Raw genomic sequence first — 22,268 nt, forward strand, 5'->3', positions numbered from 1 at the left:
CGAGGTGCGATGGTGAGTTCATTGTCCCGAAACGTCGCCGCCGGCGTGCCTGATCTCCGCCGGTCGGTCCTCGCCGCCGCCGTGATCGGGGTGGCGGTGATGGCGGCCGTCGACGAGATCGTCTTCCACCAGATCCTCGGCTGGCACCACTTCTACGACCGGTCCACCCCCGCCGTCGGGCTGCTCTCCGACGGGCTGCTGCACTCGGCCGAGCTGATCGCCCTGGTCGGTGGCTTCTTCTGGTACGCCGACCTGCGCCGCCGGGGTGCCCTGGTCCCGCTGGCCGCCTGGGGCGGGGTCCTGCTCGGCGCCGGGGCGTTCCAGCTCTTCGACGGGATCGTCGACCACAAGGTGCTGCGGCTGCACCAGATCCGCTACGGGGTGCACCTGCTGCCGTACGACGTGGTGTGGAACGTCTCCGCGGTCGTGCTGCTGCTGCTCGGCGCGTGGCTGACCTGGCGGGCACGGTCCCGCTCCGGCCGCGCCACCCGGTGACGGCGCTCGCCCACGCCGGCCCCGCGGCCGGCGGGGTCGATCCGCTGCCGCTCGCGGTCGTCGCGTCGCTCGCCGCCGGCTACCTGCTGGCGGTGTCGCGGGACCGACGCGGCTGGCGGCGTCGGCGTACGGCGGCCTGGCTGACCGGCTGCGCGGTGCTGGCGGTCGCCCTCGGCCCGCTGGCGGGCGGGCCGGGCGACCCGCGCGCCCACATGGCCCAGCACCTGCTGCTCGGTATGTTCGCGCCGCTCGCGCTGGCCCTCGGCGCGCCGGTGACCCTGCTGCTGCGGGTCGTCCCGCCGCCGGTCGGCCGCCGGGTGGGCCGCTTCCTGCGGGCCCGGCCGGTGCACCTGCTGGCCCATCCGGTGACTGCGGTGCTGCTCAGCACCGGCGGGCTGGCGCTGGTGCTGCTCACCGGCCTCTACGCGGCGGCCGAGCGGAACCCGTTGCTGCACCACGCCCTGCACGTGCACTACGTCGCGGCCGGTTACCTCTTCGCCTGGGCGGTGGCCGGTCCCGACCCGGCCCCGCGACGGCCCGGCCTGGTGGTGCGGGCGGCTGCGCTGCTCGGCTCGGGAGCGGGGCACGCCGTGCTGGCCAAGTACCTCTACGCGCACGCCGACACGCTGCCGCCCGGGCTGCCGGACCGGGACGTCGAGGCGCTGCGGGCGGCTGCCCGGCTCATGTACTACGGCGGGGACGTCGCCGAACTGCTGCTCGCCGCCGCCCTCTTCGCCGCCTGGTACCACCGGCGCCGGCCGCGCCGGGCGGTGTCCGCCGCGGGCGTCGGCCCGCCCGTGGCAGGCGCGACCGGGCGGATCGCCGTCAGCCGGAGTGTGCCCGCCCGGCCGTCAGCCGCAGCGTGAAGCCGTCGCCGTCGCGCTGCCAGGTCACGTGGTTGCACGACTGGTAGGTGATCCAGACCCCGAGCCCGCCCGGCGCGGAGCCGGACGCGGGAAGCAGCCCGCAGAACGGGTCGCCCGGCCCCTGGCCGCGATCGCTGACCGCCGCCACGATGCGGTCGTCGCCGGCCCAGACGCACAACCGCACCGGTGGCTGGCCGTGGCGCAGGGCGTTGGTGACGATCTCGCTCACCGCGACGACGAGATCCTCCACGTCGTCGACCGGGAGCTGACCGTGGTCGGCCTTGTGTACCGCGGCGCGGGCCTCGGCCGCCGTCGGGTCGACCAGCTCGACGGCCGGTGGCTGCGCCTGGACGGGGTCGGGCACGATCGGCCGGTTCTCCCGCAGGTATTCCGCCGGCGTGGTCCAGGCCGGGCTGGGCACGTGCCGCCCGTCTGCGGTGGCGAAGCGGGGATGCGTGCGGGCCACGTCCGCCATGACCGACGGCGGGGTGATCCGGGTGTCGTACGCGCACATGCTCCACAGCGGGAAGTCGTCGTACGCGTGGTTTATCGCCGACTCGTAGCGGGCCCACCAGTCCCAGGTCGCGCCGAACTCGGTGGCGGGCACCTCGCCGATGATCCGGATCTGGGTGGCGCCGGCGGCGACCCGCTCGGCGAGGAGCTGACGGTAGGACCGGATGGCGGCGGCGGGCCGGGCGTAGACGTCGCCGCCGGCCAGGTACTCGACCCCGCAGTCGGCCGGCAGCGCCGCGCGGACCAGCCCGCCGGTGCGCTCGCCCAGGGCCACGAACGTGGGCTCGCCCGCGTCGACGCCGCCGAGCAGGAACGGCACCGCCACGGCCAGCAACTCGTCGTCGTGGTCGTAGGAGACCGCCTCGTGGAAGTAGCCCCGGTGGCCGGCGGCCGCGCCGGTCCTCATGGCACGATCTCCACCCGGACGCCGGGCAGCTCCAGCAGGTCCACCAGGCGGGCCGCCGCCGAGCGGGGGGTGCGCAGCACGGCCGTCGCGCCGCGGCGGTGCGCGTACTCGGCCAGGTGGGCGAGGGCGCGGTGGTCGAGGAACCGCAGCTCGGGCGCCGACAGCACCAGCTCGCCGCCGGTGGGCCGCAGGTCGGCGCGCGCCAGGGCGGTGCGGAACAGCTCGTGGTTCGACATGTCCAGTTCGCCGGCGAGCGCGGCGTGCCCGTCGCCGGGCGCCGGGGCGTACAACCGGAACAGCAGGCCCTCGACGTTGCTCTCCGGGTGCATGCAGGCCAGCTCCGTGATCGCCGCCGCGCCCAGGGTGGGCCGGTGGTAGGCGCACATGGCGGAGAACGGTCGGGCGCGCATGTAGTGGTCGATCTGGTGCTCGTAGCGGGTGAAGGCGTCGAGCTGGGCCGGGCTGCGGACCAGCTCGGTGGCCTCCGCGACGACGCGCAGCCCGCTGTGGCCGTCGCCGAGCGCCTCGTCGGTGGCGGCCGCGTAGGCGGCGACCTGCGTCGCCGGGTCGACGATCTGGCCGTGCGAGTAGGTCGAGAAGAGGGGGATCACGGCCGCCGCGCCCCGGCGCGCGGCGGCGGCGAAGTCGGGCAGGGCCCGCAGTCGGTCGGCGACCGGGTCGGCGGGTCGCGGGGTGATGTACCAGAAGCGTTCGCCGGCGGCGAGGCTGGCGACCAGGTGGCGTTCCGCCTGGTCGGCGAGGGACTCGACGTGGTCGTACGACCAGCACAGGTGGCCGGGCGGCACGCTGCGCCGTGCTCCGTCGACCACACCCGGGTGCCTCACGTGGACGATTGTAGGCGGCCGGCGGGAGGTGGTCTTCCGTCGGTCGCGCCCGGGCGTCACCGGTCAGGCGCGGTGTGTCCCGCTCAGTCGGGTGGTGCGGGGGAAGGACGCCCAGATGTTCTTGGTGCTGCCCGTGGCGTACCAGCCGACGTCGAGCGAGAGCGCGCGGGCCAGCTCCATGCCGCGCCCGCCGTCGCTGTCGCTGTCGCCTCGGGGATCGGCCAGCTCCGGCAGGGAGCCCAGGTCGTGGTCGGCGACGTCGAGGACGAGGTGGTCCTCGGTGGCGAGCAGCCGGACGAGGGTCGGCGGGATGCCGTGGCGCAGGGCGTTCGTGGCGAGCTCGGTGGCGATCAGCGCCATCAGCTCGGGGACCGCCTCCAGGGCCTCGTCCGGGCCGAGCACGTCGCCGGTCAGTTCCTCGTGCAGGGAGGCCCGCAGGGCGCGCAGGTCCGCCGCCTCGGACAACGTCCATCGCCGCAGCTCGGTGGCCTGCGGCGGCGGTGGGGAACTGCTCAGCTGGCCCATGGTCTCGTGATACCCGATCTCCCGCCGGCTCATACCGGGGCGGGCGGGTCAGCGCACCGGGTCGTGGCCGCCGCGGGGGGTTCCGGGTCGGCAGCGGCGCACCCGCTCGGCGGCCATCCGGCCACCCGCCGCCATGCCGTACCGCTGCACCGCCACCAACCCGTACGCCCCGCACGTCGGGGTGAACCGGCACCGCCCCGGCCAGCGCGGCGAGAGCCACCGGCGGTAGCCCCGGATCGCCGCCAGCCCGGCCCGGTCGAGCGCCGGCGCGCGGGTGGCGGCGGCGGTCGCCGAGGCGATCGTCAGCAGGGCGCCGAACAGGCCGACGGCGCCGCAACAGTCGCAGCAGCCGTCCGGGTTCTTCGACCTAGAACTCTTCGCGAAGGCGTCCTGTTGCCTGCGGTTCTCGCGGGCGCGTTCTCGGATGCGTCGGAACATGGGGCCGATCATCGGTCAACGCCGCAACCGGCGTGCCGCCGGCCCGGCCGCCCGCGCGACCCCCGGCACGACCTGGGCAGCCGGCCTCGGCGCGGTCAGCCGATCGCTCCACCGGGCCGCCCGCGCCGGTCGGGAGCCTGCCGGCCCGGGCTGCCCGCCTTCGAGGACCGGCCTTGCGGATACCCCGAGGGGGTATATGGTGGTGGCGAGGAGGCACAGCGATGTCCCAGCACCCGCACCACCCGCACGACGACCACCGGCCCCCCGCGCCAGCCACCGGTGAAGCGCCGCCGCCCGCCGAGGACCACGCACACGGGAGCGGGCACGGCGGCCACGACAAGCACGCCGGGCACGACCCGGAGATGTTCCGCCGCAAGTTCTGGCTCAGCCTGGCGCTGAGCGTGCCGATCGTGCTGACCAGCCACATGGTGATGGACTGGTTCGGCTACGACCTGGAGTTTCCGGGCAGGGCGTGGGTCGGCCCGGTCCTCGGCACGGTCGTCTTCCTCTACGGCGGCTGGCCGTTCCTGGTGGGCGCGGTGCGGGAGGTGCGCGACCGGGCGCCCGGCATGATGCTGCTGATCGCGATGGCCATCACGGTGGCCTACGTCGCCTCGGCGGCGACCGCGCTCGGTGCCTTCGACCTGGACTTCTGGTGGGAGCTGGCGGCCCTGGTCACGATCATGCTGCTCGGGCACTGGCAGGAGATGAAGGCCATCGGCCAGGCGCAGGGCGCCCTGTCCGCCCTGGCGGCGCTGCTGCCCGACGACGCCGAACGGGTGACCGCCGACGGTGGGGTCGAACGGGTCTCCGTGGCGGACCTGCGGGTCGAGGACCTGGTGCTGGTCCGCCCCGGCGCCCGGGTGCCGGCCGACGGCCGGATCACCGAGGGCGACGCCGAGCTGGACGAGTCCATGGTCACCGGGGAGTCGCGGCCGGTCTCGCGCGGCGTCGGGGACCGGGTGGTCGCCGGCACGGTGGCCACCGATGCGGCGATCCGGGTGCGCGTCGAGGCGGTCGGCGCGGACACCGCGCTGGCCGGCATCCAGCGCCTGGTGGCCCAGGCGCAACAGTCGAGCGGTCGCGCGCAGGTGCTCGCCGACCGGTTCGCCGCCTGGCTGTTCTACGTCGCGACCGCGGTGGCCCTGGCGACCCTGGTGACGTGGGCCCTGCTGGGCGACCCGGGCGAGGCCGTGGTGCGCACCGTCACCGTGCTGGTGATCGCCTGCCCGCACGCGTTGGGCCTGGCCATCCCCTTGGTGATCGCGCTGTCCACCGCCGTGGCGGCCAGGGGCGGGATCCTGGTCAAGGACCGGCTGGCGCTGGAGCGGATGCGCACTGTCGACGCGGTGCTGTTCGACAAGACCGGCACCCTGACCCGCGGCGAGCACGTGGTGTCCGGGGTGGTCGCCGCCGGGGGAGGCGGCGAGGACGACGTGCTCGCCCTGGCGGCGGCGGTGGAGGCGGACAGCGAGCATCCCCTCGCGCGGGCCATCGTGGCCGCCGGGGCGGAACGCGGCGTGGCCCGGCGGGCGACGGGGTTCCGCTCGCTGACCGGGCGCGGCGTCCGCGCCGAGGTCGACGGCACGGCGTACGCCGTCGGTGGGCCCGCCCTGCTTCGCGAGCTGCGCGCCGAGGTGCCGGGCGAGCTGGTCGAGCGGCAGGAGGACTGGTCGCGCCGGGGCGCGGCGGTGCTGCACCTGCTGCGCCTCGACGGTGACGCGGCCACCGTGCTCGGCGCGCTCGCGCTTGAGGACCAGGTGCGCCCCGAGGCCCGGGAGGCGATCGCCGAGCTGCGGCGGCAGGGCGTCGGCAAGATCGTGATGATCACCGGGGACGCCCGGTCGGTGGCCGAGGCGGTCGCCGCCGACCTCGGCTTCCGGCCCGGCGTCGACGAGGTCTTCGCCGAGGTGCTGCCGGCCGACAAGGACGACGCGGTGGCCGGCCTGCAACGGCGCGGGCTGCGGGTGGCGATGGTCGGCGACGGGGTGAACGACGCCCCCGCCCTGGCCCGCGCCGACGTGGGCATCGCCATCGGTGCCGGCACCGACGTGGCGATCGAGTCGGCCGGGGTGGTGCTCGCCTCCTCCGACCCGCGCGGCGTGACCGGCGTGATCCGGCTCTCCCGGGCGTCGTACCGCAAGATGATCCAGAACCTGGCCTGGGCCGCCGGCTACAACGTGGTGGCCCTGCCGTTGGCCGCGGGGGTGCTGGCCTGGGCCGGGGTGACGCTCAGCCCGGCGGTCGGGGCGATTCTCATGTCGGCCTCGACGATCGTGGTGGCGCTCAACGCCCAGCTCCTGCGCCGGGTGCGCCTGCGTCCGGCGCAGGAGCAGAGCGGCGCGGAGTCCGGCGCGGTGAGCAGCCCGGCGCAGGGTGGAGTGCCGGGCGGGCGCTGACCGTCCGGCACTCCACCGAACAAACGAATTGTCTTGACAATAAAAATTGTCGGTGGGACGCTGTGGCCATGTTCGAGATCGCAGTGATCGAGGATCCGGCGGCGGCCGAGGCGTCGCTGGACCCCATGCGGGCCCGGCTGCTGGCCGCGCTCGCCGAGCCGGCGTCGGCGACGATGCTCGCCGCCCGCGTGGGGCTGCCCCGGCAGAAGGTCAACTACCACCTCCGGGCGCTGGAGCAGCACGGCCTGGTCGAGCTGGTGCAGGAGCGCCGCAAGGGCAACGTCACCGAGCGGGTCATGCGTGCCACCGCGGCGTCGTACGTGATCTCGCCAGCGGCCCACGCCGCCGTACGACCCGATCCGTCGGTGTCGCCGGACCGGCTGTCGGCGCGCTGGCTGCTGGCGCTCGCCGCCCGGCTCGTGCAGGACGTCGGCGCGCTCATCACCGGCTCGGAGCGGGCGAAGCGGCGGGTGGCGACGTTCGCCGTCGACGGCACCGTCCGCTTCGCCTCGGCGCGCGACCGGGCGGCCTTCGCCGAGGAACTGGCGGCCACCGTCAGCGCCCTGGTCGGCAGGTACCACGACGAGAACGCCCCCGGCGGCCGCGAGCACCGGTTGGTGGTCGCCCTGCACCCCGCCGCCGACCCCGACGACAGCAACCCGAGCGAGGAGCACTGACATGGGACACCACTTCGAGTTGCGCAAGGACGTCGAGCTGAACGCCACGCCCGAGCAGGTGTGGGAGGCCATCACCACCGGCCCGGGCATCGACTCCTGGTTCATGGGCCGCAGCGAGGTCGAGCCGGGCGAGGGCGGCCGGACCCGCCTGACGATGGCCGGCCACGTCGAGGAGGCCACCGTCACCGCCTGGGAGCCCGGCAAGCGGTTCGCCGACCGCACCGAGCCGGCCCCGGACGGCACCTTCATGGCCATGGAATACCTCATCGAGGGCCGCGATCGGGGCGCCACGACCCTGCGGCTCGTCCAGAGCGGCGTCCTCGGCGACGACTGGGAGGCCGAGTACGAGGCGATGGCGGTCGGTTGGGACATGTACCTCGGGACGCTGGCCGCGTACCTCGCGCACTTCCCCGGTCGGACCGCGACCCCGGTCTCGGCCTTCCGCCCGGGCGCCGGCGGCGCGGACCGGGTGTGGGCGGCCGTGGCCGACGCCTTCGGCGCGCGCGGGCCGATCGCCGTGGGGGACCGGGTCCGGTTCACCGTCGACGGCCTGCCGCCGATCGAGGGCGTCGTCGACCTGGCCGGCCTCCCGACCTACGTCGGCGTGCGCACCGCCGACGCGCTCTACCGGTTTCTCTACTCGGGCGCGGAGCGGGGCGACGCCCTGGTCCTCGGCCACCACGTCTTCGCCGCCGGGCCGGATCCGGCCCGGGCCGAGCGGGCCTGGCAGGACTGGCTGACCGCCCTTCCCGTGGGCTGACCCGACGACAGGAACGCCCGGCGGGCCCGCCCCGCCGGGCGTTCGGGTGGGGTCGGGGGCGTGCGGTCGCCCCGGCCGGAGGAGGGGTGCCGGGACGTGACGTGGGCGACATGGCCTCCACAGTGTGTGGTGGGGGTGCCGCGTCGGCCCGTACCGTCTCGCGGGCGATCAACGGTCGGGCCTGCGCCGGACCGTCGCCTCGGGACGCCGGGGCGCTTGTTGCAAAAGCATGGCAACTGCGTAATGCTGCTATTAGTGGCTGGCTGCCGTGGTGATGTTCCGGACCATCTCCGGGTGTCCGCCCGCTCGTGACCGTGACCGCAGCGGCGCGACCGGTCACCGCGGGACGCCGACCCGGCGTGCGCCCACCGGTCGTGCGATGAACAGACCCGGGAGCATGTGATGGGTACGCACGTGTGCACGCGCGCGACGGCGCTGGCCGTCGCCGGCGTCCTCGTCCTCGCCGGCTGCTCGTCGCCGGCGGGCACCTCGACGGGCGCGGGCGGCGCCGACACCCTCGTCGTGGCGACCGCGGGCGAGCCGGACGCGCTGAACCCGGTGCTCAACTACGGTGTCGACGGCGGCTCCCTGATCTTCGACGGGCTCGTCGCCCGCGACGCGGGCAACCAACTGGTGCCGGCGCTGGCGCGGGAGCTGCCGACCGTCTCGGCGGACGGCCGGACGGTCACCGCGAAGCTGCGCGACGGCGTGCTGTTCCACGACGGCACCCCGTTCACCGCCCAGGACGTGGTCTTCACCTACCAGGCGGTGCTGGACCCGAAGGTCGACTCCACGCTCCGCTCCGACCTGGACATGCTCGCCTCGGTCACCGCGCCCGACCCGTCGACGGTGGTCTTCACCCTCAAGTACGCCTACGCGCCCTTCCCGCAGCGCCTGGCCCTCGGCATCGTGCCGGCTAAGGCCCTGGCCGGGCAGGACATCAACAAGGCCGAGTTCAACCGCAGGCCGGTGGGCACCGGCCCGTACCGGGTGACGTCGTGGACCCCGGGCGACCGGCTCGTGCTCGCGGCCAACGAGAAGCACTGGGGCGGCAGGCCCGCCAACAGCGGCGTGGTGGTCGCGTTCGTCGCCGACGACAACGTGCGCGCGCAGCGGATGCGGACGGGGGAGTTCGACGCCGCGGAGCTGGCACCGAGGCTCGCCACCGGCTTCGACGGGCAGGCCGGCTACCGGGTGCAGCGGGTGCCCACCGCCGACTACCGGGGCGTGATGCTGCCGGCCGGCAACCCCGTCACCGCCGACCCCGCGGTGCGGCGCGCGCTGAACGCGGCGGTGGACCGCGCGGCGATGGTCACCGGCCTGCTCGGCGGGGCGGGCGAGCCGGCGTACGGGCCGGTCCCGCCCACCTCGGAGTACGCCGAGCCGTCGATCGTCGGCAGGCCCGCCGCCGACCCGGCCGCCGCGACCGCCGCCCTCGACGCCGCCGGCTGGAAACCCGGCCCGGACGGCATCCGCGTGCGCGACGGCCGGCAGGCGGAGTTCGCGCTCATGTACCCGGCCGCCGACAGCCTGCGCAAGGAACTCGCCCTCGCGGTGACCGCCGACGCGAAGAAGGTCGGCATCAGGATCACCCCCGAGGGCCTGAACTGGGACGCGATCACCCCACGGATGAAGAGCGACGCGGTGGTCATGGGCTACGGCACCCCGTACGACCCGGACTTCGTCTCCTACAAGCTGTTCGGCTCCGCCTTCGCCGGCCAGGGCTTCTTCAACCCCGGTTTCTACCGCTCCGCCGTGGTCGACGAGGCGTTGCGGGACGGTCGGGCCAACGCCGACCCGGGCACCCGCAGGGCCGCGTACGCCACGTTCCAGAAGCAGCTCGCCGTCGACCTGCCGTGGATCTTCCTCACCTACCTGCAGCACACCTACGTGGTGAAGGACGGCGTCGCGGGGGTGACCCCCCGGGTCGAGCCGCACGAGCACGACGTCGCCAACAGCCTCTGGTGGAACATCCACACCTGGACGAGGAAGTCGTGACGGCCCCCGCCCCGACAGCCGCGCCGGCCCCGGCGAAGACCACCCCCCGGCGTCGGACGCGCCGGATGGCGGGAGCCGGCACGGTGATCCGCCGCCGGCTGCTGGTGGCCGTGCCCATCCTCGCCGTCACCAGCGCCGGCATGTTCGCCCTCGGCGCGGCCTCGCCCATCGACCCCGCCCAGCAGTACGCGGGCGCGGCGGCCTTCACCGCCAGCGAGGAGAACCTGGCGCAGATCCGCGCCAACTGGGGTGTCGACGACCCGCTGCCGGTGCAGTACCTGCGCTGGGTGGGCAACCTGCTCCAGGGCGACCTGGGCTGGTCCACCAGCCGCCACGAACCCGTCACCTCCGTGCTGGCCGCCCGCGCCGGCTGGACCCTGCTGCTCGTGGGCGTCGCCCTCGCCGCCGTCCTCGTGGCGAGCCTGCTGCTGGGCACGCTGGCCGCGTACCGGCGCGGCGGCTGGTTCGACCGGGCGCTGCGCGCCACCGCGTACGCCGTGCAGTCGATGCCGGTGTTCTGGATCGGGCTGGCCGCGATCGCCGTGTTCGCCCTCACCCTGGGGTGGCTGCCGGCGGGCGGGCTCACCGACATCACCGCCACCGGCACCGACCCCGCCGACGTGGCCCGGCACCTGATCCTGCCGGTGGGCGTGCTGGCGATCTCCCAGGCGCCGTGGTTCGTGCTGTTCATCCGGGACGCCGTCGCCGACAGCCTCCGCGACGACCACGTCCTCGCCGCCCGGGCCCGGGGGCTGCCCGGCCGGACCGTCCTGTTCGGCCACGCCCTGCGTACCGCGCTGCTGCCGTTCCTCACCCTCGTCGGCACCCACCTGCCCGAGCTGATCGGCGGGGCCGTCCTGGTGGAGACCGTGTTCTCCCTGCCCGGCCTCGGTGCGGTCACCGTCCAGGCCGCGCTGGGCAGCGACTTCCCGCTGCTGGCGGCCACGACCCTGGCCACCACCGTCGTGGTGCTGGCCGCGAACCTGGGCACCGACCTCGCCTACGCCGCCGCCGATCCCCGGGTACGCCTCGATGACTGACCTCACCCTGCCCGCCCGGATCGGGCGGCCGAAGCCGCGTACGGGCCGGTTCGGGGCCGCCGTCGCCTGGAGCGTGCTGATCGGCGCGGGCCTGGCCTGCCTGCTCGCCCCCGTCCTCTGGCCGCTCGACGAGAGCGCGGTGGACCTGGCCCGCACCCGGCTCGCGCCCTCCTGGGCACACCCGGCCGGCACCGACGACCTGGGCCGCGACGTCGCCCACCGCAGCCTCTACGGGCTGCGGGTCTCGCTGCTCGTCGGCGCGGTCGCCGCGCTCGTCGCCACCGTGATCGGCGGCCTCGTCGGCGCGGTGGCCGGCACCCTCGGCGGCTGGGTCGACCGGGTGCTGATGCGGGTGGTCGACACCATCGCGGCGCTGCCGCACCTGCTGCTGGGCATCTTCATCGTCGCGATGCTGCGCCCGAGCCTGGGCGCGGTGATCCTCTCCATCGGGCTGACGCACTGGCTCTCCACCGCCCGCATCGTCCGCTCCGAGCTGCTCAGCCTGCGCAACCGCCCGTTCGTCGACGCCGCGATCTCCGGCGGCGCCGGCCGGGTCCGGGTGATCACCCGGCACCTGCTGCCGCACGTGCTGCCCCGGCTGGCGCTGGCCACCACGCTGATGGTGCCGCACGCCGTCTGGCACGAGACCGCGTTGTCCTTTCTCGGCCTCGGCCTGCCCCCGCACCTGGCCTCCGTCGGCAACATGATCAACGATGGGCAGCGTTCGCTGCTCACCGGCGCCTGGTGGGCCAGCATCGTGCCGGGTCTGCTCCTGGTCGTCGTCACGCTGGCCCTGGCCGTACTCACCGGTCGGTGGCGCGACCGCCTCGACCCGCGCGTACGAGCGGAGCTGCACCTGTGACCACCACCCGCGAGCCCGCCGCCGTACCGGCCGACGCCACCGCCACCGCCGCGACGAGCGGCACCGCCGGTACGGCCGGGGCCGGCGCCGATGGTCGGCCCGCACTGCTGGAGGTCGACGGGCTGACCGTCCGCTTCCAGCTCCGCGACGCCGTGGTGCGGGCCGTCACGGACCTGCACCTGACCGTCCACCCGGGCGAACTGGTGGCGGTGGTGGGGGAGTCCGGCTGCGGCAAGTCGGTGCTCGCCCACGCCCTGCTCGGGCTGCTGCCCGGCAACGCCACCGTCACGGGCCGCGCCCTGCTGCGCCCGGCCGCCGGGGCGGGCGTCGACCTGGTCGGCGCCCCCGAGCGGCACCTCGCCCGCGCCGTACGCGGACGCGCCGTCGGGCTGGTGCCGCAGAGCCCCGCCACCGCGCTGACGCCGGTGCGCACGGGCCGGCGGCTGCTGGAGGAGACCCTGCGCGCGCACGGGCACCCCCGGCGCGCGGCGCCCGCGGCGGCCGAGCGGGTCGCCGCCGACGTCGGCCTCGACCCCGCCGACCTCGACCGCTACCCCCACGAACTGTCCGGCGGCATGGCCCAACGCCTCGCCACCGCCCTCGCCCTCGCGCCCGACCCGCCGCTGCTGCTCGCCGACGAACCCACCACCGGCCTGGACCGGCCGCTGGTGGACCACACCCTCGACCTGCTGCGCCGCCGCTGCGACGCCGGCGGTGCCGTCCTGCTGATCACCCACGACCTGGCCGCCGCCCGCCGGGTGGCCGACACGGTCGCCGTCATGTACGCCAGCCGGATCGTCGAACGACGGCCCACCGGCGAGCTGTTCGCCGCACCCGCGCACCCCTACACCGCCGGCCTGCTCGACGCCCTGCCCGAACGGGCCTTCCGGCCGGTCCCCGGCCACCCGCCGATGCTCACCGACCTGCCCGCCGGCTGCGCCTTCGCGCCGCGCTGCCCGCGCGCCACCGACGTCTGCCGCACCCCGCCCGCACCCCCGGGCCGGGTCGCCTGCCACCACCCGCTGACCACCGGAGAGCCGGCATGACCAGCACCGCGCTCGCCGCCCACCAGGTCGCCGTCTCCTACGGTGGCCGACGTGTCCTCGACGGCGTCGACCTGCGCGTCGCCCCCGGGGAGACGGTCGGGCTGCGCGGCCCCTCGGGCAGCGGCAAGTCCACCCTCGCCCGGGTCCTGGCACTGCTGCACGCCCCCGAGGCCGGGCACGTCACCCTCGACGGCCAGCGGGTGGCGGGCGCCCGGCACCGGCTGCCCGCCGCCCTGCGTACCCGCGTCGCGATCCTGTTCCAGAGCCCCCGCGCCGCCACCGATCCCCGGCTGGGTCTCGCCGACATCATCGCCGAACCGCTGCGCGCCACCGGCACACCCGAGGCGCCGGCGCGGGCCCGGGCGGCGGAGCTGGCCGACCTCGTCGGCCTCACGCCCGACCTGCTCGCCCGCCGCCCGCACGCGGTCAGCGACGGCCAGCTGCAACGCGCCTGCCTGGCCCGCGCGCTGGTGCACCGGCCGGACTACCTGCTCTGCGACGAGGCCACCGCCATGCTCGACGCCTCCACCCAGGCACACCTCGCGGGCGTCATCACCGACTACCAGCGGCAGCACGCCGCCGGGGTCCTGCTCATCACCCACGACCCGGCGCTGATGACGCGTTGGGCGACCCGGGTAGTCGACCTGCCGCCGGGATAGCCCGGTCAGGCCGCAGGCGGTCGCGGACGCGCGCGGAGCCGGGCTGCGGCGACGGGAGCGGCCGCCGCCCCGGCGAGCCGGCGGTTACGTCGATCATCGTCTTCGCGCAGCTCAGCGGGGGTGCGGATCAGCCGGTGGCCGCGCCGCCGCGCCGCGTGCCGCCCGCCGCGGCGACCAGCTCCTGTCGGGCGCGGGCCACCCGGGACCGCACGGTGCCCACCGGGCAGCCGCACACCAGCGCGGTCTCGGCGTAGGACAGGCCGAGGATCTGGGTGGCGACGAACGCCTCCCGCCGGTCCGTCGGCAACGCCGCGATGAGGTGTTCGAGCACCACCTGCCGGTCGAAGTCGCTGTGCGCCGGGTCCGGGGTGTCGTACCTGTCCGGCATCGGCACCGTCCGCGGCCGTGACGACACGATGCGGACGTGGTCCGTCGCGACCCGGCGGGCGATGGCGAGCAGCCACGTCCGGGCCGAGGAACGCCCGGCGTACGACGGCAACGACCGCACCGCCCGCAGGAAGGTCTCCTGGGCCAGGTCGTCCGCCTCGCGGGGCGAGACCAACGCGGCGAGGAAGCGCCGGATCTGCCGCTGCGTCGCCCGGACCAGCGCGGCGGCGGCGGCCCGGTCGCCACGGCCGGCGGCCAGCGCCCACGCGGTCAACTCCGCGTCGTCGTCAGCCATCCGGAACCTCCGCCCCGGGCCGTCGCGGGCGGAACCGGCGGCAACCACGACAGGTCGTAGTAGTAATTGGCCGGTAGCTTACCGTTGTCTATCCACTGGCCGCCCACTCCCGACACCACGCCGCCCGGGTGTCCACCGCGCCCGCCGCCGGGCCTGTCTAGCATGGTTGCCCCCCACCCGAACGTCGAAGCAGGCAGCCCATGACCGGTACGGTTTTCGAGAACGCCCGGATCCACACCCTCGACCCCGCCCGCCCGCACGCCGAGGCCATGCTGGTGCGCGGCGAGCGCATCGTCGCCGTCGGAGGTCTCGACGAGTGCCGCGACCGGGCCGGCGCCGGGGCGCGCCGGGTCGACCTCGACGGGATGACCGTGCTGCCCGGGCTGATCGACAGCCACCTGCACTCCGCGCTCTACGTGCGTGGCCTGCAACAGGTGGACCTGCGCGGCACGACCAGCCTCGACGAGGCGCTGGCGCGCATCGGCGGGCACGCCGCCACGCTGGCACCCGACGCCTGGCTCTTCGGCGGGCGCTGGGACAGCCACAAGTGGACCCGGCCCGTGCAGCCCACCCGGGCGGACCTGGACCGCGTCTGCCCCGACCGGCCCGCCGTGCTGCCCAGCATCGACGGGCACACCACCTGGGTCAACAGCGCCGCCCTCCGCCGGCTCGGCATCGACGCCGGCACCCCCGACCCCGTCGGCGGGCAGATCGTCCGCGACGAGCGTGGCGAACCGACCGGCATCCTGCGCGAGGCGGCCGGGGACGCGGCCTACGACATGCTGCGCTCCCCGCAGGCCGGTGACCTGGTCGCGCAGTTGCGCACCCACCTGCCCCGGCTGCTCTCCGTCGGGCTCACCAGCATCCACGACCTCGACGGACAGGACTGCCGGGCCGCCTACGAGACCCTGTACGCGCGGGGCGAGCTGCCGCTACGGGTGCACAAGACGATCCCGGCGACCGCGCTGGACGAGGCGATCGACAGGGGCTGGGCGACCGGCGACGGGGACCGCTGGCTCAGCACCGGCCCGGTCAAGATCTTCACCGACGGGGCGCTCGGCTCGCACACCTGCCTGATGACCGAGCCGTACGACGGCGAGCCGGGCAACCACGGCATCGCGGTCACCCCGGCGGAGGAGTTCGAGCGGTTGGTGGCGAAGGCGGCCGGTGCCGGCATCGCCGTCGCGGCGCACGCCATCGGTGACGCGGCGAACCAGATGGTGCTGCGGGCATATGCCCGCTGGCAGGAGTCGGCGCGCACCAGCCCGAGCGCGGTACGGCGGCTGCGGCACCGGATCGAACACACCCAGCACCTGCGGCCGGCGGACGTGTCGCTGCTCGCCCGCCTCGGCGTGACCGCCTCGATGCAGCCCACCCACTGCACCAGCGACATCCCGCTGACCCGCGGGATGCTCGCCGGTCGGGACCTCGCCTCGTACGCCTGGCGCAGCCTGCTGGACGCCGGCGCGACCGTGGCGTTCGGTTCGGACGCCCCGGTGGAGGACCCGGATCCGTTCTTCGGCATCCATGCCGCGGTGACCCGGCAGCAGCCCGACGGCACCCCGCCCGGCGGCGTGGACCCGCACGAGCGGGTGGACCTGGACACGGCGCTGCGCTGCTTCACCGAGGCCGGCGCGTACGCCTCCTACGAGGAGCACCTGAAGGGGCGGCTGACCCCCGGCATGCTCGCGGACTTCATCGCGCTGCCCACCGACCCGTACCAGGTCGAGCCGGCGGGCCTGCGTGACCTCACGGTGGGGCTCACCGTGGTCGGCGGGGTCGTGCGCTGGCAGCGCTGATCCGACCCGGCGGTCAGCGGGGTCGGCCGGGCGGCAGGTCGACCACCAGCGCCGGGCCGGCCCGGCGGCCGCCGGCCGGGCGCCGGGTGAGTGCCAGCACGGCCTGCTCGGTGCCCGCGACGTGCGGTGCCGGGCCGGCCGGCGGGCGCGACCCGGCGGCGCGGGCGGGCCCTTCGCCGGCCGGGGGGACGGCCAGCCGCCGGGCGTCGGCGGGTGCCGGCGTCGCTGCCGGCACCGTCCGGGCCAGGCCGAGCGGGCCCGCGTCGGGCAGTTCGCCGGCGCGGGTCCGGTCCCCGGTGTGCACGGCGACGTCCGGGCCGCCGCAGCGCAGCATCGTGACGTGCCCGGCTGCGGAGACCCGCACCAGGGTGGCGGCGAGGTAGCCGCCCGGGGCGATGTCCCGCACGAGGCGGTCGAGTGTGCCGGCGATCTCCGGCAGTGGACGTCCGGCACCGCGCAGGGCCTCGCCGCGGAAGGCCGACTCCAGCGCCCTGGTGTGCTCGGGGCGGGCCAGGGTGGCGCCGTGCGTCACGCCGAGCAGGACGCACAGGCCGCCCCGTCGTAGCGGCACGGCCGCCGCGACCTCACCGGGCGCGCGGCAGAGGGCCAGCGCGGCGCGTCCCGTGCCGGCGGGCATGGTGAACAGGGCGACGTCGCGCGGCGCGGGCACGCGGGCGATCGCGCGCTCCTCGCGGCGTCGCCGGGCCCAGGCGAGCAGGGGTACGACGGCCAGGCTCGCCGCGGAGACGCCGAGCGCCCACGGGTCGGCCCGGTGCCCGGGCACGACTGGTACGACCACGGACGCCGCCAGCAGGGTGGCCGCCCAGGCGGAGATCAGCGCGGCCACCCGGGGGCGGGTGGACACGCCGAGCAGCCCCGGCAGGAGCACCCAGCCCAGCGGCGTGCTCACCTCGGCCACGCCCATCACGACGGCGTTGCCCGTCGCCCCGGCGAGGGCCGTCCGGGCCGACACCAGTGCCCCTGTCCGCATCGCCCACCCATCCATCGGCTTCGATTCCCGCGTTGCCGGGGCGTGTGCCCCACCCTGCTCGCCAGCGGCGTCAAGGGTAACCGGGCGGTGGGCGATCACCCGCTGATCATGATAGGCAGTAGGTGCGCGGGCGGTCGTCGCGTCGGTCGCCGCGGAGCCTGTTCGTGGCCGGCCGGCGACGTCTCGTCGTGCGGGTCCGGTGGGCTGGCCCACCGCCCGGCCGGTATCGCGCGATAGGCGTATGCGGTCCTTACCGGTTAGGATTTGCTAACCGGCCGTCCAGAACGTGGTAACCGGCCGTCCAAAATCTGGGGAGGGTATGTGCTGGTTCTGGTGGCGATCCATGCGCTCGCAGCCGTGATCGCCCCGGGACTGATCCGTATCTGGGGGCGGCGCGCCCTCTACCTGGTGGCCCTGGCCCCCGCGGCGACCCTCGTCTGGGCGCTGACCCGGACGGGGACGGTCCGCAGCGGCACCCCCGTCGTCGAGACGGTCACCTGGGTGCCGCAGCTCGACCTGGAGATCGCCCTGCGGATGGGCACCTTGGCCTGGCTGATGGTGCTGCTCGTCGGCGGCGTCGGTGCGCTGGTCCTCGCCTACAGCGCCCGCTACTTCCGCTCCGACGACCCCGGCCTGGGCCGCTTCGCGGCGGTCTTCGTCGCGTTCGCCGGTGCGATGCTCGGCCTGGTGGTCTCCGACGACCTGCTGCTGCTGTACGTGTTCTGGGAGCTGACGACCGTCCTCTCCTACCTGCTCATCGGCAGCGACCCGACCCGACGGGCCAGCCGGCGGGCCGCCATGCAGGCGCTGCTGGTCACCACCCTGGGCGGCCTGGCGATGCTCGCCGGGTTCGTCATGCTCGGGCAGCACGCCGGCACCTACCGCTGGTCCGAGATCGCCACCGACCTGCCGGGCGGCGGCTACCTGGCCGTCGCGCTGGTGCTGATCCTGCTCGGCGCGCTGAGCAAGTCGGCGATCTTCCCGTTCAGCTTCTGGCTGCCCGGCGCGATGGCCGCGCCCACCCCGGTCAGCGCGTACCTGCACGCCGCCGCGATGGTCAAGGCCGGCGTGTTCCTCGTCGCGCTGATGGGGCCGGCCGTGGTCGGTGTCACGCCGTGGCGGCCGGTGCTGCTCGTCGGCGGCCTGCTCACCATGCTCCTCGGCGGGTGGGCGGCGCTGCGCCAGGACGACCTGAAGCTGCTGCTGGCCTACGGCACCGTCAGCCAGCTCGGCCTGCTGATGGTGATCCTCGGCGCCGGCACCCGCGACACCGCGCTGGCCGGCGTGGCGATGGTGCTGGCACACGCGCTGTTCAAGTCCACCCTGTTCCTCGTCGTGGGGATCGTCGACCACGTCGCCGGCACCCGCGACCTGCGTGAACTCAGCGGCCTGGGTCGGCGGGCGCCGGCGCTCGCGGTGGTGGCCGGCCTCGCGGCGGCCTCCATGGCCGGCCTCCCGCCGCTGGCCGGGTTCGTCGCCAAGGAGGCGGCGGTCGAGGCGTTGCTGGGCGGCGGCGCCGCCGACCTGGCGGTGCTCGCCGGCGTGCTGCTCGGCTCGACGCTGACCGTGGCGTACACGTTGCGCTTCTTCTGGGGCGCGTTCGCCGCCAAGCCCGACGTGCCCGCCGTCTCCAGCGGGCCGGTGCGGTGGCCCTTCCTCGCGCCGGCCGGCGTGCTCGCGGTCGCCGGCCTGGCGGTGGGGCTCCTCGCGCCCGCCGTGGACAAGGTCCTCGCCCCTTACGCGGACCTCTACCCCAGCGCCGAGCCCGGCTACCACCTCGCGCTGTGGCACGGGCCGAGCCTGGCGCTGGGCCTGTCGGTGCTGGCGGTCGCCGCCGGCGTCGGGCTGTTCCTCCTGCGCCACCGGGGACGGCTGGGTCCGACGCTCCGCCTGCCCTTCGACGGCGCCGCCGTCTACGACCGGCTCATCGGCGGGGTGGACCGGCTGGCGGTGGAGCTGACCGGGGCCACCCAGCGTGGCTCGCTCCCGTTCTACCTCGGCGTCATCCTGCTGGTGATGATCGCCTTGCCGGGCGGGGCCCTGCTGACCGGGTTCCCCTGGCCGCGGCGATTCCAACTGTGGGACACCCCGTTGCAGGCCGTCGCCGCCGCGGTGGTGATCGTGGCCGCCGTGGCCGCCGCCCGCGCCCTGCGCCGCCTGACCGCGATGATCCTCGTCGGCGTCGCCGGCTACGGCACCGCGCTGCTGTTCATCCTGCACGGCGCCCCGGACCTGGCCCTGACCCAGTTCCTGGTGGAGACCGTCACGATCGTCATGTTCGTGCTGGTGCTGCGGCACCTGCCGGCCAAGTTCTCCGCGCGGCCCATCCGGTCCAGCCGGCGGGGTCGCGTCGCGCTCGGCATCGCCGTGGGCGTGGTCACCGCCGGCATGGCGTACGTCTCGGCGGGGGCGCGGCTGGCCACCCCGATCTCCGTCGGCTTCCCCGACGAGGCCGTCTCCTACGGCGGCGGCAAGAACATCGTGAACGTGACCCTGGTGGACATCCGCGCCTGGGACACCATGGGCGAGATCGCCGTCCTGGTGGTGGCCGCCACTGGCGTGGCCAGCCTCATCTTCCGCCAGTCCCGGCATCTCGACCTGCGCGGGGGCATCCCCGGCGCCGGTCGCACCGAGTCGGCACGGCCACGCTGGCTCACCACCGGCGCGACCACCCGCCAGCAGTCGGTCATCCTGCAGGTCGTCACCCGGCTGCTCTTCCACGCCATCGTGCTCTTCTCGATCTACCTGCTCTTCTCCGGGCACAACGCCCCCGGCGGCGGTTTCGCCGCCGGGCTGGTCGCCGGGCTCGCATTGGCCGTGCGCTACCTGGCGGGCGGGCGCACCGAGCTGAACGGGGCCGCCCCGGTCGACGCCGGCGTGGTGCTCGGCGCCGGGCTGTTCGTCGCGGTCGGCACGGGTGTCGCCGCGATGCTGCTGGGCGGCGAGTTCCTCCAGAGCGCCCTGTTGGACTTCCACGTGCCGGTCCTCGGGCACGTCCACTTCGTCACGTCGGTCTTCTTCGACGTCGGCGTCTATCTCATCGTGGTCGGCCTGGTCCTGGACATTCTGCGCAGCCTCGGCGCGGAGATGGACCGCCAGCAGGAGACGGACCAGCAGGAGAGCGAACTGACCGACGTCCGGACGAAGGAGCTGGTGTGACCCCGAACCTGACCTACGTCCTCGTGGTCGGCGTGCTCTTCGCCGCCGGGGTGACGCTGCTGCTGGAACGCAGCCTCACCCGGGTGCTGATGGGCGTGATCCTGCTCGGCAACGGCGCCAACCTCCTGCTGCTCACCGGCGGCCGGGCCGGCGGCCCGCCGATCGTCGGCACCACCGCCGCGGAGGACATGAGCGACCCGCTGCCCCAGGCCATGGTGCTGACCGCCATCGTCATCACCCTCGGCATGACCGCGTTCCTGCTCGCCCTCGCGTACCGCAGCTGGCACCTCAACGGGCACGACGAGGTGCAGGACGACGTCGAGGACCGCCGCATCATGGTGCTGGCCGACCGGGACGAGGGCCCGGGCACCGCCGACACCGGTGACGGTGAGCCGGCCACCGACGGCAGGCCCGTCACGGTGGCCACCGGCAACCGGTCGGCGAGCCCCGCCGGCGACGACGCGGGGAGCGGCCGGTGACCTGGCTCGTACCCCTGCCGGTGGTGATGCCGCTGCTCGGCGCGGCCCTGACGCTGCTGCTCGTCGCCCGGCCCCGCGCCCAGCGCTGGGTCAGCCTCACCGTCCTCACCGCCACCGTCGCCGTCGCGGCCACGCTGCTGGTCCGTTCCTCCCTCGACGGGCCGCTGGTCGTCGAGGTCGGCGGCTGGGTCGCGCCGCTGGGCATCGTCCTGGTCGCCGACCAGCTCGCCGCGCTGATGCTCGTCGTCTCCGCCGCCGTCACCCTCTGCGTGCTGGTCTACTCGATCGGGCAGGGCACGGCCGACGGCAACGAGGAGACCCCGCTGTCGGTCTACCACCCGACCTACCTCGTGCTCACCGCGGGCGTGTGCAACGCGTTCCTCTCCGGCGACCTGTTCAACCTCTACGTGGGCTTCGAGATCCTGCTGGTGGCGAGCTACGTGCTGCTGACCCTGGGCAGCACGGAGAACCGGATCCGGGCCGGCACCACGTACGTCGTGGTCAGCCTGCTGTCGTCGCTGATCTTCCTGGTCGCGATCGGCCTGGTCTACGCGGCCACCGGCACGCTCAACCTGGCCCAGCTCGTGGACCGGCTCGACGCGCTGCCGGACGACCTGCGGTTGGTGCTGCAGGGCATGCTCCTGCTCGCCTTCGGCATCAAGGCGGCGGTGTTCCCGCTGTCGGCCTGGCTGCCGGACAGCTATCCGACGGCCCCGGCACCGGTGACGGCGGTCTTCGCCGGCCTGCTCACCAAGGTCGGCGTGTATGCGATCATCCGGACCGAGACGCTGCTGTTCCCCGGCGGTCGCACCGCCGACCTGCTGCTGGTGGTGGCGGCGTTGACCATGGTGGTGGGCATCCTCGGCGCGGTCGCCCAGTCCGACGTCAAACGGCTGCTGTCGTTCACCCTCATCAGCCACATCGGTTACATGCTCTTCGGCGTCGGCCTGAGCACCTCCCTCGGGCTGTCCGCGGCGATCTTCTACGTGGTGCACCACATCACCATCCAGACGACCCTGTTCCTCGCCGCCGGCCTGGTCGAACGCCGTGGCGGCAGCACCGCGCTGGACCGGCTCGGCGGGCTGGCCCGGCTCTCGCCGGTGCTGGCCGTGCTGTTCTTCCTGCCGGCGCTCAACCTCGCCGGCATCCCACCGTTCTCCGGTTTCCTCGGCAAGCTCGGTCTCGTCCAGGCCGGCGTGGCCGACGGCAGCCCGTTGGCCTGGACGCTGGTCGCCGGCGGGCTGCTCACCAGCCTGCTCACCCTCTACGCCATCGCCCGCGTGTGGAACCTGGCCTTCTGGCGTGCCCCGCATCCGGACATGCCCGATGCCGGCGACACCGTCCGGGCCGCGCGCACCGACGGTGCCGAACAACCGCACCGGGACACGTCGTCCGAGCCGTCGGGGGCCGTGCTGCCCCGGCTGATGATCGGGTCGACCGCCGCCCTGGTGGTGCTCGGGCTGGTGCTGACGGTGGTGGCCGGGCCGTTGTTCGACATCAGCACCGACGCCGCCGACGACCTGCTCCGCCGGACCCCGTACGTCGAGGCCGTGTTTCCGGACGGTGCCCCGTGACGAGCGAACCGACGAACCCGACGAGCCCCGCCGGCCCGCCGGCCCCGACGAGCCC

Annotated in this window: 20 protein-coding genes; 14 read left to right on the top strand and 6 right to left on the bottom strand. The window is 75.0% G+C overall.

Annotation, left to right across the window (positions count from 1 at the left end):
- Positions 1-45 precede the first annotated feature (45 nt).
- Positions 46-495, top strand: a complete 450-nt coding sequence (locus ACQ452_RS02710) for a DUF2243 domain-containing protein (RefSeq protein ID WP_433389439.1) — start codon at positions 46-48, stop codon at positions 493-495.
- Positions 447-1,361 carry a cytochrome c oxidase assembly protein gene (locus ACQ452_RS02715; protein WP_433389440.1) on the top strand — a complete coding sequence of 305 codons (915 nt, stop codon included), beginning with the start codon at positions 447-449 and terminating at the stop codon, positions 1,359-1,361. The genes ACQ452_RS02710 and ACQ452_RS02715 overlap by 49 nt, the downstream gene beginning before the upstream one ends.
- Here ACQ452_RS02715 and ACQ452_RS02720 read toward each other — a convergent pair.
- The 4 genes from ACQ452_RS02720 to yidD all read right to left on the bottom strand — a co-directional run bounded on the left by ACQ452_RS02720 (position 1,321) and on the right by yidD (position 4,088).
- Positions 1,321-2,280, bottom strand: coding sequence for an anti-sigma factor RsbA family regulatory protein (locus ACQ452_RS02720; RefSeq protein WP_433389441.1), 960 nt, complete (start codon positions 2,278-2,280; stop codon positions 1,321-1,323). The genes ACQ452_RS02715 and ACQ452_RS02720 overlap by 41 nt on opposite strands.
- Entirely contained in the window at positions 2,277-3,125 is an 849-nt protein-coding gene (locus ACQ452_RS02725) for an MEDS domain-containing protein (RefSeq protein ID WP_433389442.1), read from the bottom strand. The genes ACQ452_RS02720 and ACQ452_RS02725 overlap by 4 nt, the downstream gene beginning before the upstream one ends.
- Positions 3,126-3,188: 63 nt before the next feature.
- Positions 3,189-3,650, bottom strand: coding sequence for an ATP-binding protein (locus ACQ452_RS02730; RefSeq protein WP_433389443.1), 462 nt, complete (start codon positions 3,648-3,650; stop codon positions 3,189-3,191).
- Positions 3,651-3,698: 48 nt separating this feature from the next.
- Complete coding sequence (yidD, locus tag ACQ452_RS02735; RefSeq protein ID WP_433389444.1) at positions 3,699-4,088, bottom strand: membrane protein insertion efficiency factor YidD; 390 nt, start codon at positions 4,086-4,088, stop codon at positions 3,699-3,701.
- A 221-nt stretch (positions 4,089-4,309) separates the two neighbouring features.
- On the opposite strand from yidD, the gene ACQ452_RS02740 reads away from it, so the two are divergent.
- From ACQ452_RS02740 to ACQ452_RS02775, 8 genes are all read left to right on the top strand, one after another.
- On the top strand, positions 4,310-6,487 hold the full coding sequence (locus ACQ452_RS02740) for a heavy metal translocating P-type ATPase (RefSeq protein ID WP_433389445.1): 2,178 nt from the start codon (positions 4,310-4,312) through the stop codon (positions 6,485-6,487).
- Positions 6,488-6,555: 68 nt separating this feature from the next.
- Positions 6,556-7,164 (top strand): ArsR/SmtB family transcription factor, encoded by a 609-nt coding sequence (locus ACQ452_RS02745; protein ID WP_433389446.1) that lies wholly within the window; start codon positions 6,556-6,558, stop codon positions 7,162-7,164.
- 1 nt (position 7,165) lies between these two features.
- On the top strand, positions 7,166-7,924 hold the full coding sequence (locus ACQ452_RS02750) for an SRPBCC family protein (protein WP_433389447.1): 759 nt from the start codon (positions 7,166-7,168) through the stop codon (positions 7,922-7,924).
- A 402-nt stretch (positions 7,925-8,326) separates the two neighbouring features.
- Positions 8,327-9,922 carry an ABC transporter substrate-binding protein gene (locus ACQ452_RS02755; RefSeq protein ID WP_433389448.1) on the top strand — a complete coding sequence of 532 codons (1,596 nt, stop codon included), beginning with the start codon at positions 8,327-8,329 and terminating at the stop codon, positions 9,920-9,922.
- The gene (locus ACQ452_RS02760; RefSeq protein WP_433389449.1) at positions 9,889-10,962 is read left to right on the top strand and encodes an ABC transporter permease; all 1,074 of its coding nucleotides are present in this window, start codon (positions 9,889-9,891) and stop codon (positions 10,960-10,962) included. Before ACQ452_RS02755 ends, ACQ452_RS02760 begins: the two co-directional genes overlap by 34 nt.
- Complete coding sequence (locus tag ACQ452_RS02765; protein ID WP_433389450.1) at positions 10,955-11,824, top strand: ABC transporter permease; 870 nt, start codon at positions 10,955-10,957, stop codon at positions 11,822-11,824. The genes ACQ452_RS02760 and ACQ452_RS02765 overlap by 8 nt, the downstream gene beginning before the upstream one ends.
- A complete protein-coding gene (locus tag ACQ452_RS02770; protein WP_433389451.1) occupies positions 11,821-12,870 on the top strand; it encodes an ABC transporter ATP-binding protein in 1,050 nt (349 codons plus the stop codon). Before ACQ452_RS02765 ends, ACQ452_RS02770 begins: the two co-directional genes overlap by 4 nt.
- Positions 12,867-13,529, top strand: a complete 663-nt coding sequence (locus tag ACQ452_RS02775) for an ABC transporter ATP-binding protein (RefSeq protein WP_433389452.1) — start codon at positions 12,867-12,869, stop codon at positions 13,527-13,529. The genes ACQ452_RS02770 and ACQ452_RS02775 overlap by 4 nt, the downstream gene beginning before the upstream one ends.
- 127 nt (positions 13,530-13,656) lie before the next feature.
- Here the strand turns inward: ACQ452_RS02775 and ACQ452_RS02780 are convergent, their stop codons facing one another.
- Positions 13,657-14,211, bottom strand: coding sequence for a sigma-70 family RNA polymerase sigma factor (locus ACQ452_RS02780; RefSeq protein WP_433389453.1), 555 nt, complete (start codon positions 14,209-14,211; stop codon positions 13,657-13,659).
- 200 nt (positions 14,212-14,411) lie between these two features.
- Here ACQ452_RS02780 and ACQ452_RS02785 point away from each other — a divergent pair, with 200 nt between their 5' ends.
- Complete coding sequence (locus tag ACQ452_RS02785; protein WP_433389454.1) at positions 14,412-16,010, top strand: amidohydrolase; 1,599 nt, start codon at positions 14,412-14,414, stop codon at positions 16,008-16,010.
- 13 nt (positions 16,011-16,023) lie between these two features.
- Here the strand turns inward: ACQ452_RS02785 and ACQ452_RS02790 are convergent, their stop codons facing one another.
- Positions 16,024-17,001 carry a hypothetical protein gene (locus tag ACQ452_RS02790; protein ID WP_433389455.1) on the bottom strand — a complete coding sequence of 326 codons (978 nt, stop codon included), beginning with the start codon at positions 16,999-17,001 and terminating at the stop codon, positions 16,024-16,026.
- Positions 17,002-17,322: 321 nt separating this feature from the next.
- Between ACQ452_RS02790 and ACQ452_RS02795 the strand changes: the two genes are divergently transcribed.
- Genes ACQ452_RS02795 through ACQ452_RS02805 form a run of 3 tightly spaced genes read left to right on the top strand, consistent with a single transcriptional unit; the run spans position 17,323 to position 22,213 of the window.
- On the top strand, positions 17,323-20,160 hold the full coding sequence (locus ACQ452_RS02795; protein ID WP_433389456.1) for a Na+/H+ antiporter subunit A: 2,838 nt from the start codon (positions 17,323-17,325) through the stop codon (positions 20,158-20,160).
- The gene (locus ACQ452_RS02800; protein ID WP_433389457.1) at positions 20,157-20,639 is read left to right on the top strand and encodes a Na(+)/H(+) antiporter subunit C; all 483 of its coding nucleotides are present in this window, start codon (positions 20,157-20,159) and stop codon (positions 20,637-20,639) included. Before ACQ452_RS02795 ends, ACQ452_RS02800 begins: the two co-directional genes overlap by 4 nt.
- Positions 20,636-22,213: a Na+/H+ antiporter subunit D gene (locus tag ACQ452_RS02805; protein WP_433389458.1), complete on the top strand. Its 1,578-nt coding sequence runs from the start codon at positions 20,636-20,638 to the stop codon at positions 22,211-22,213. Before ACQ452_RS02800 ends, ACQ452_RS02805 begins: the two co-directional genes overlap by 4 nt.
- Positions 22,214-22,268 lie beyond the last annotated feature (55 nt).

It is taken from the genome of Micromonospora sp. KLBMP9576, from assembly GCF_050941805.1.
Lineage (GTDB): Bacteria > Actinomycetota > Actinomycetes > Mycobacteriales > Micromonosporaceae > Micromonospora.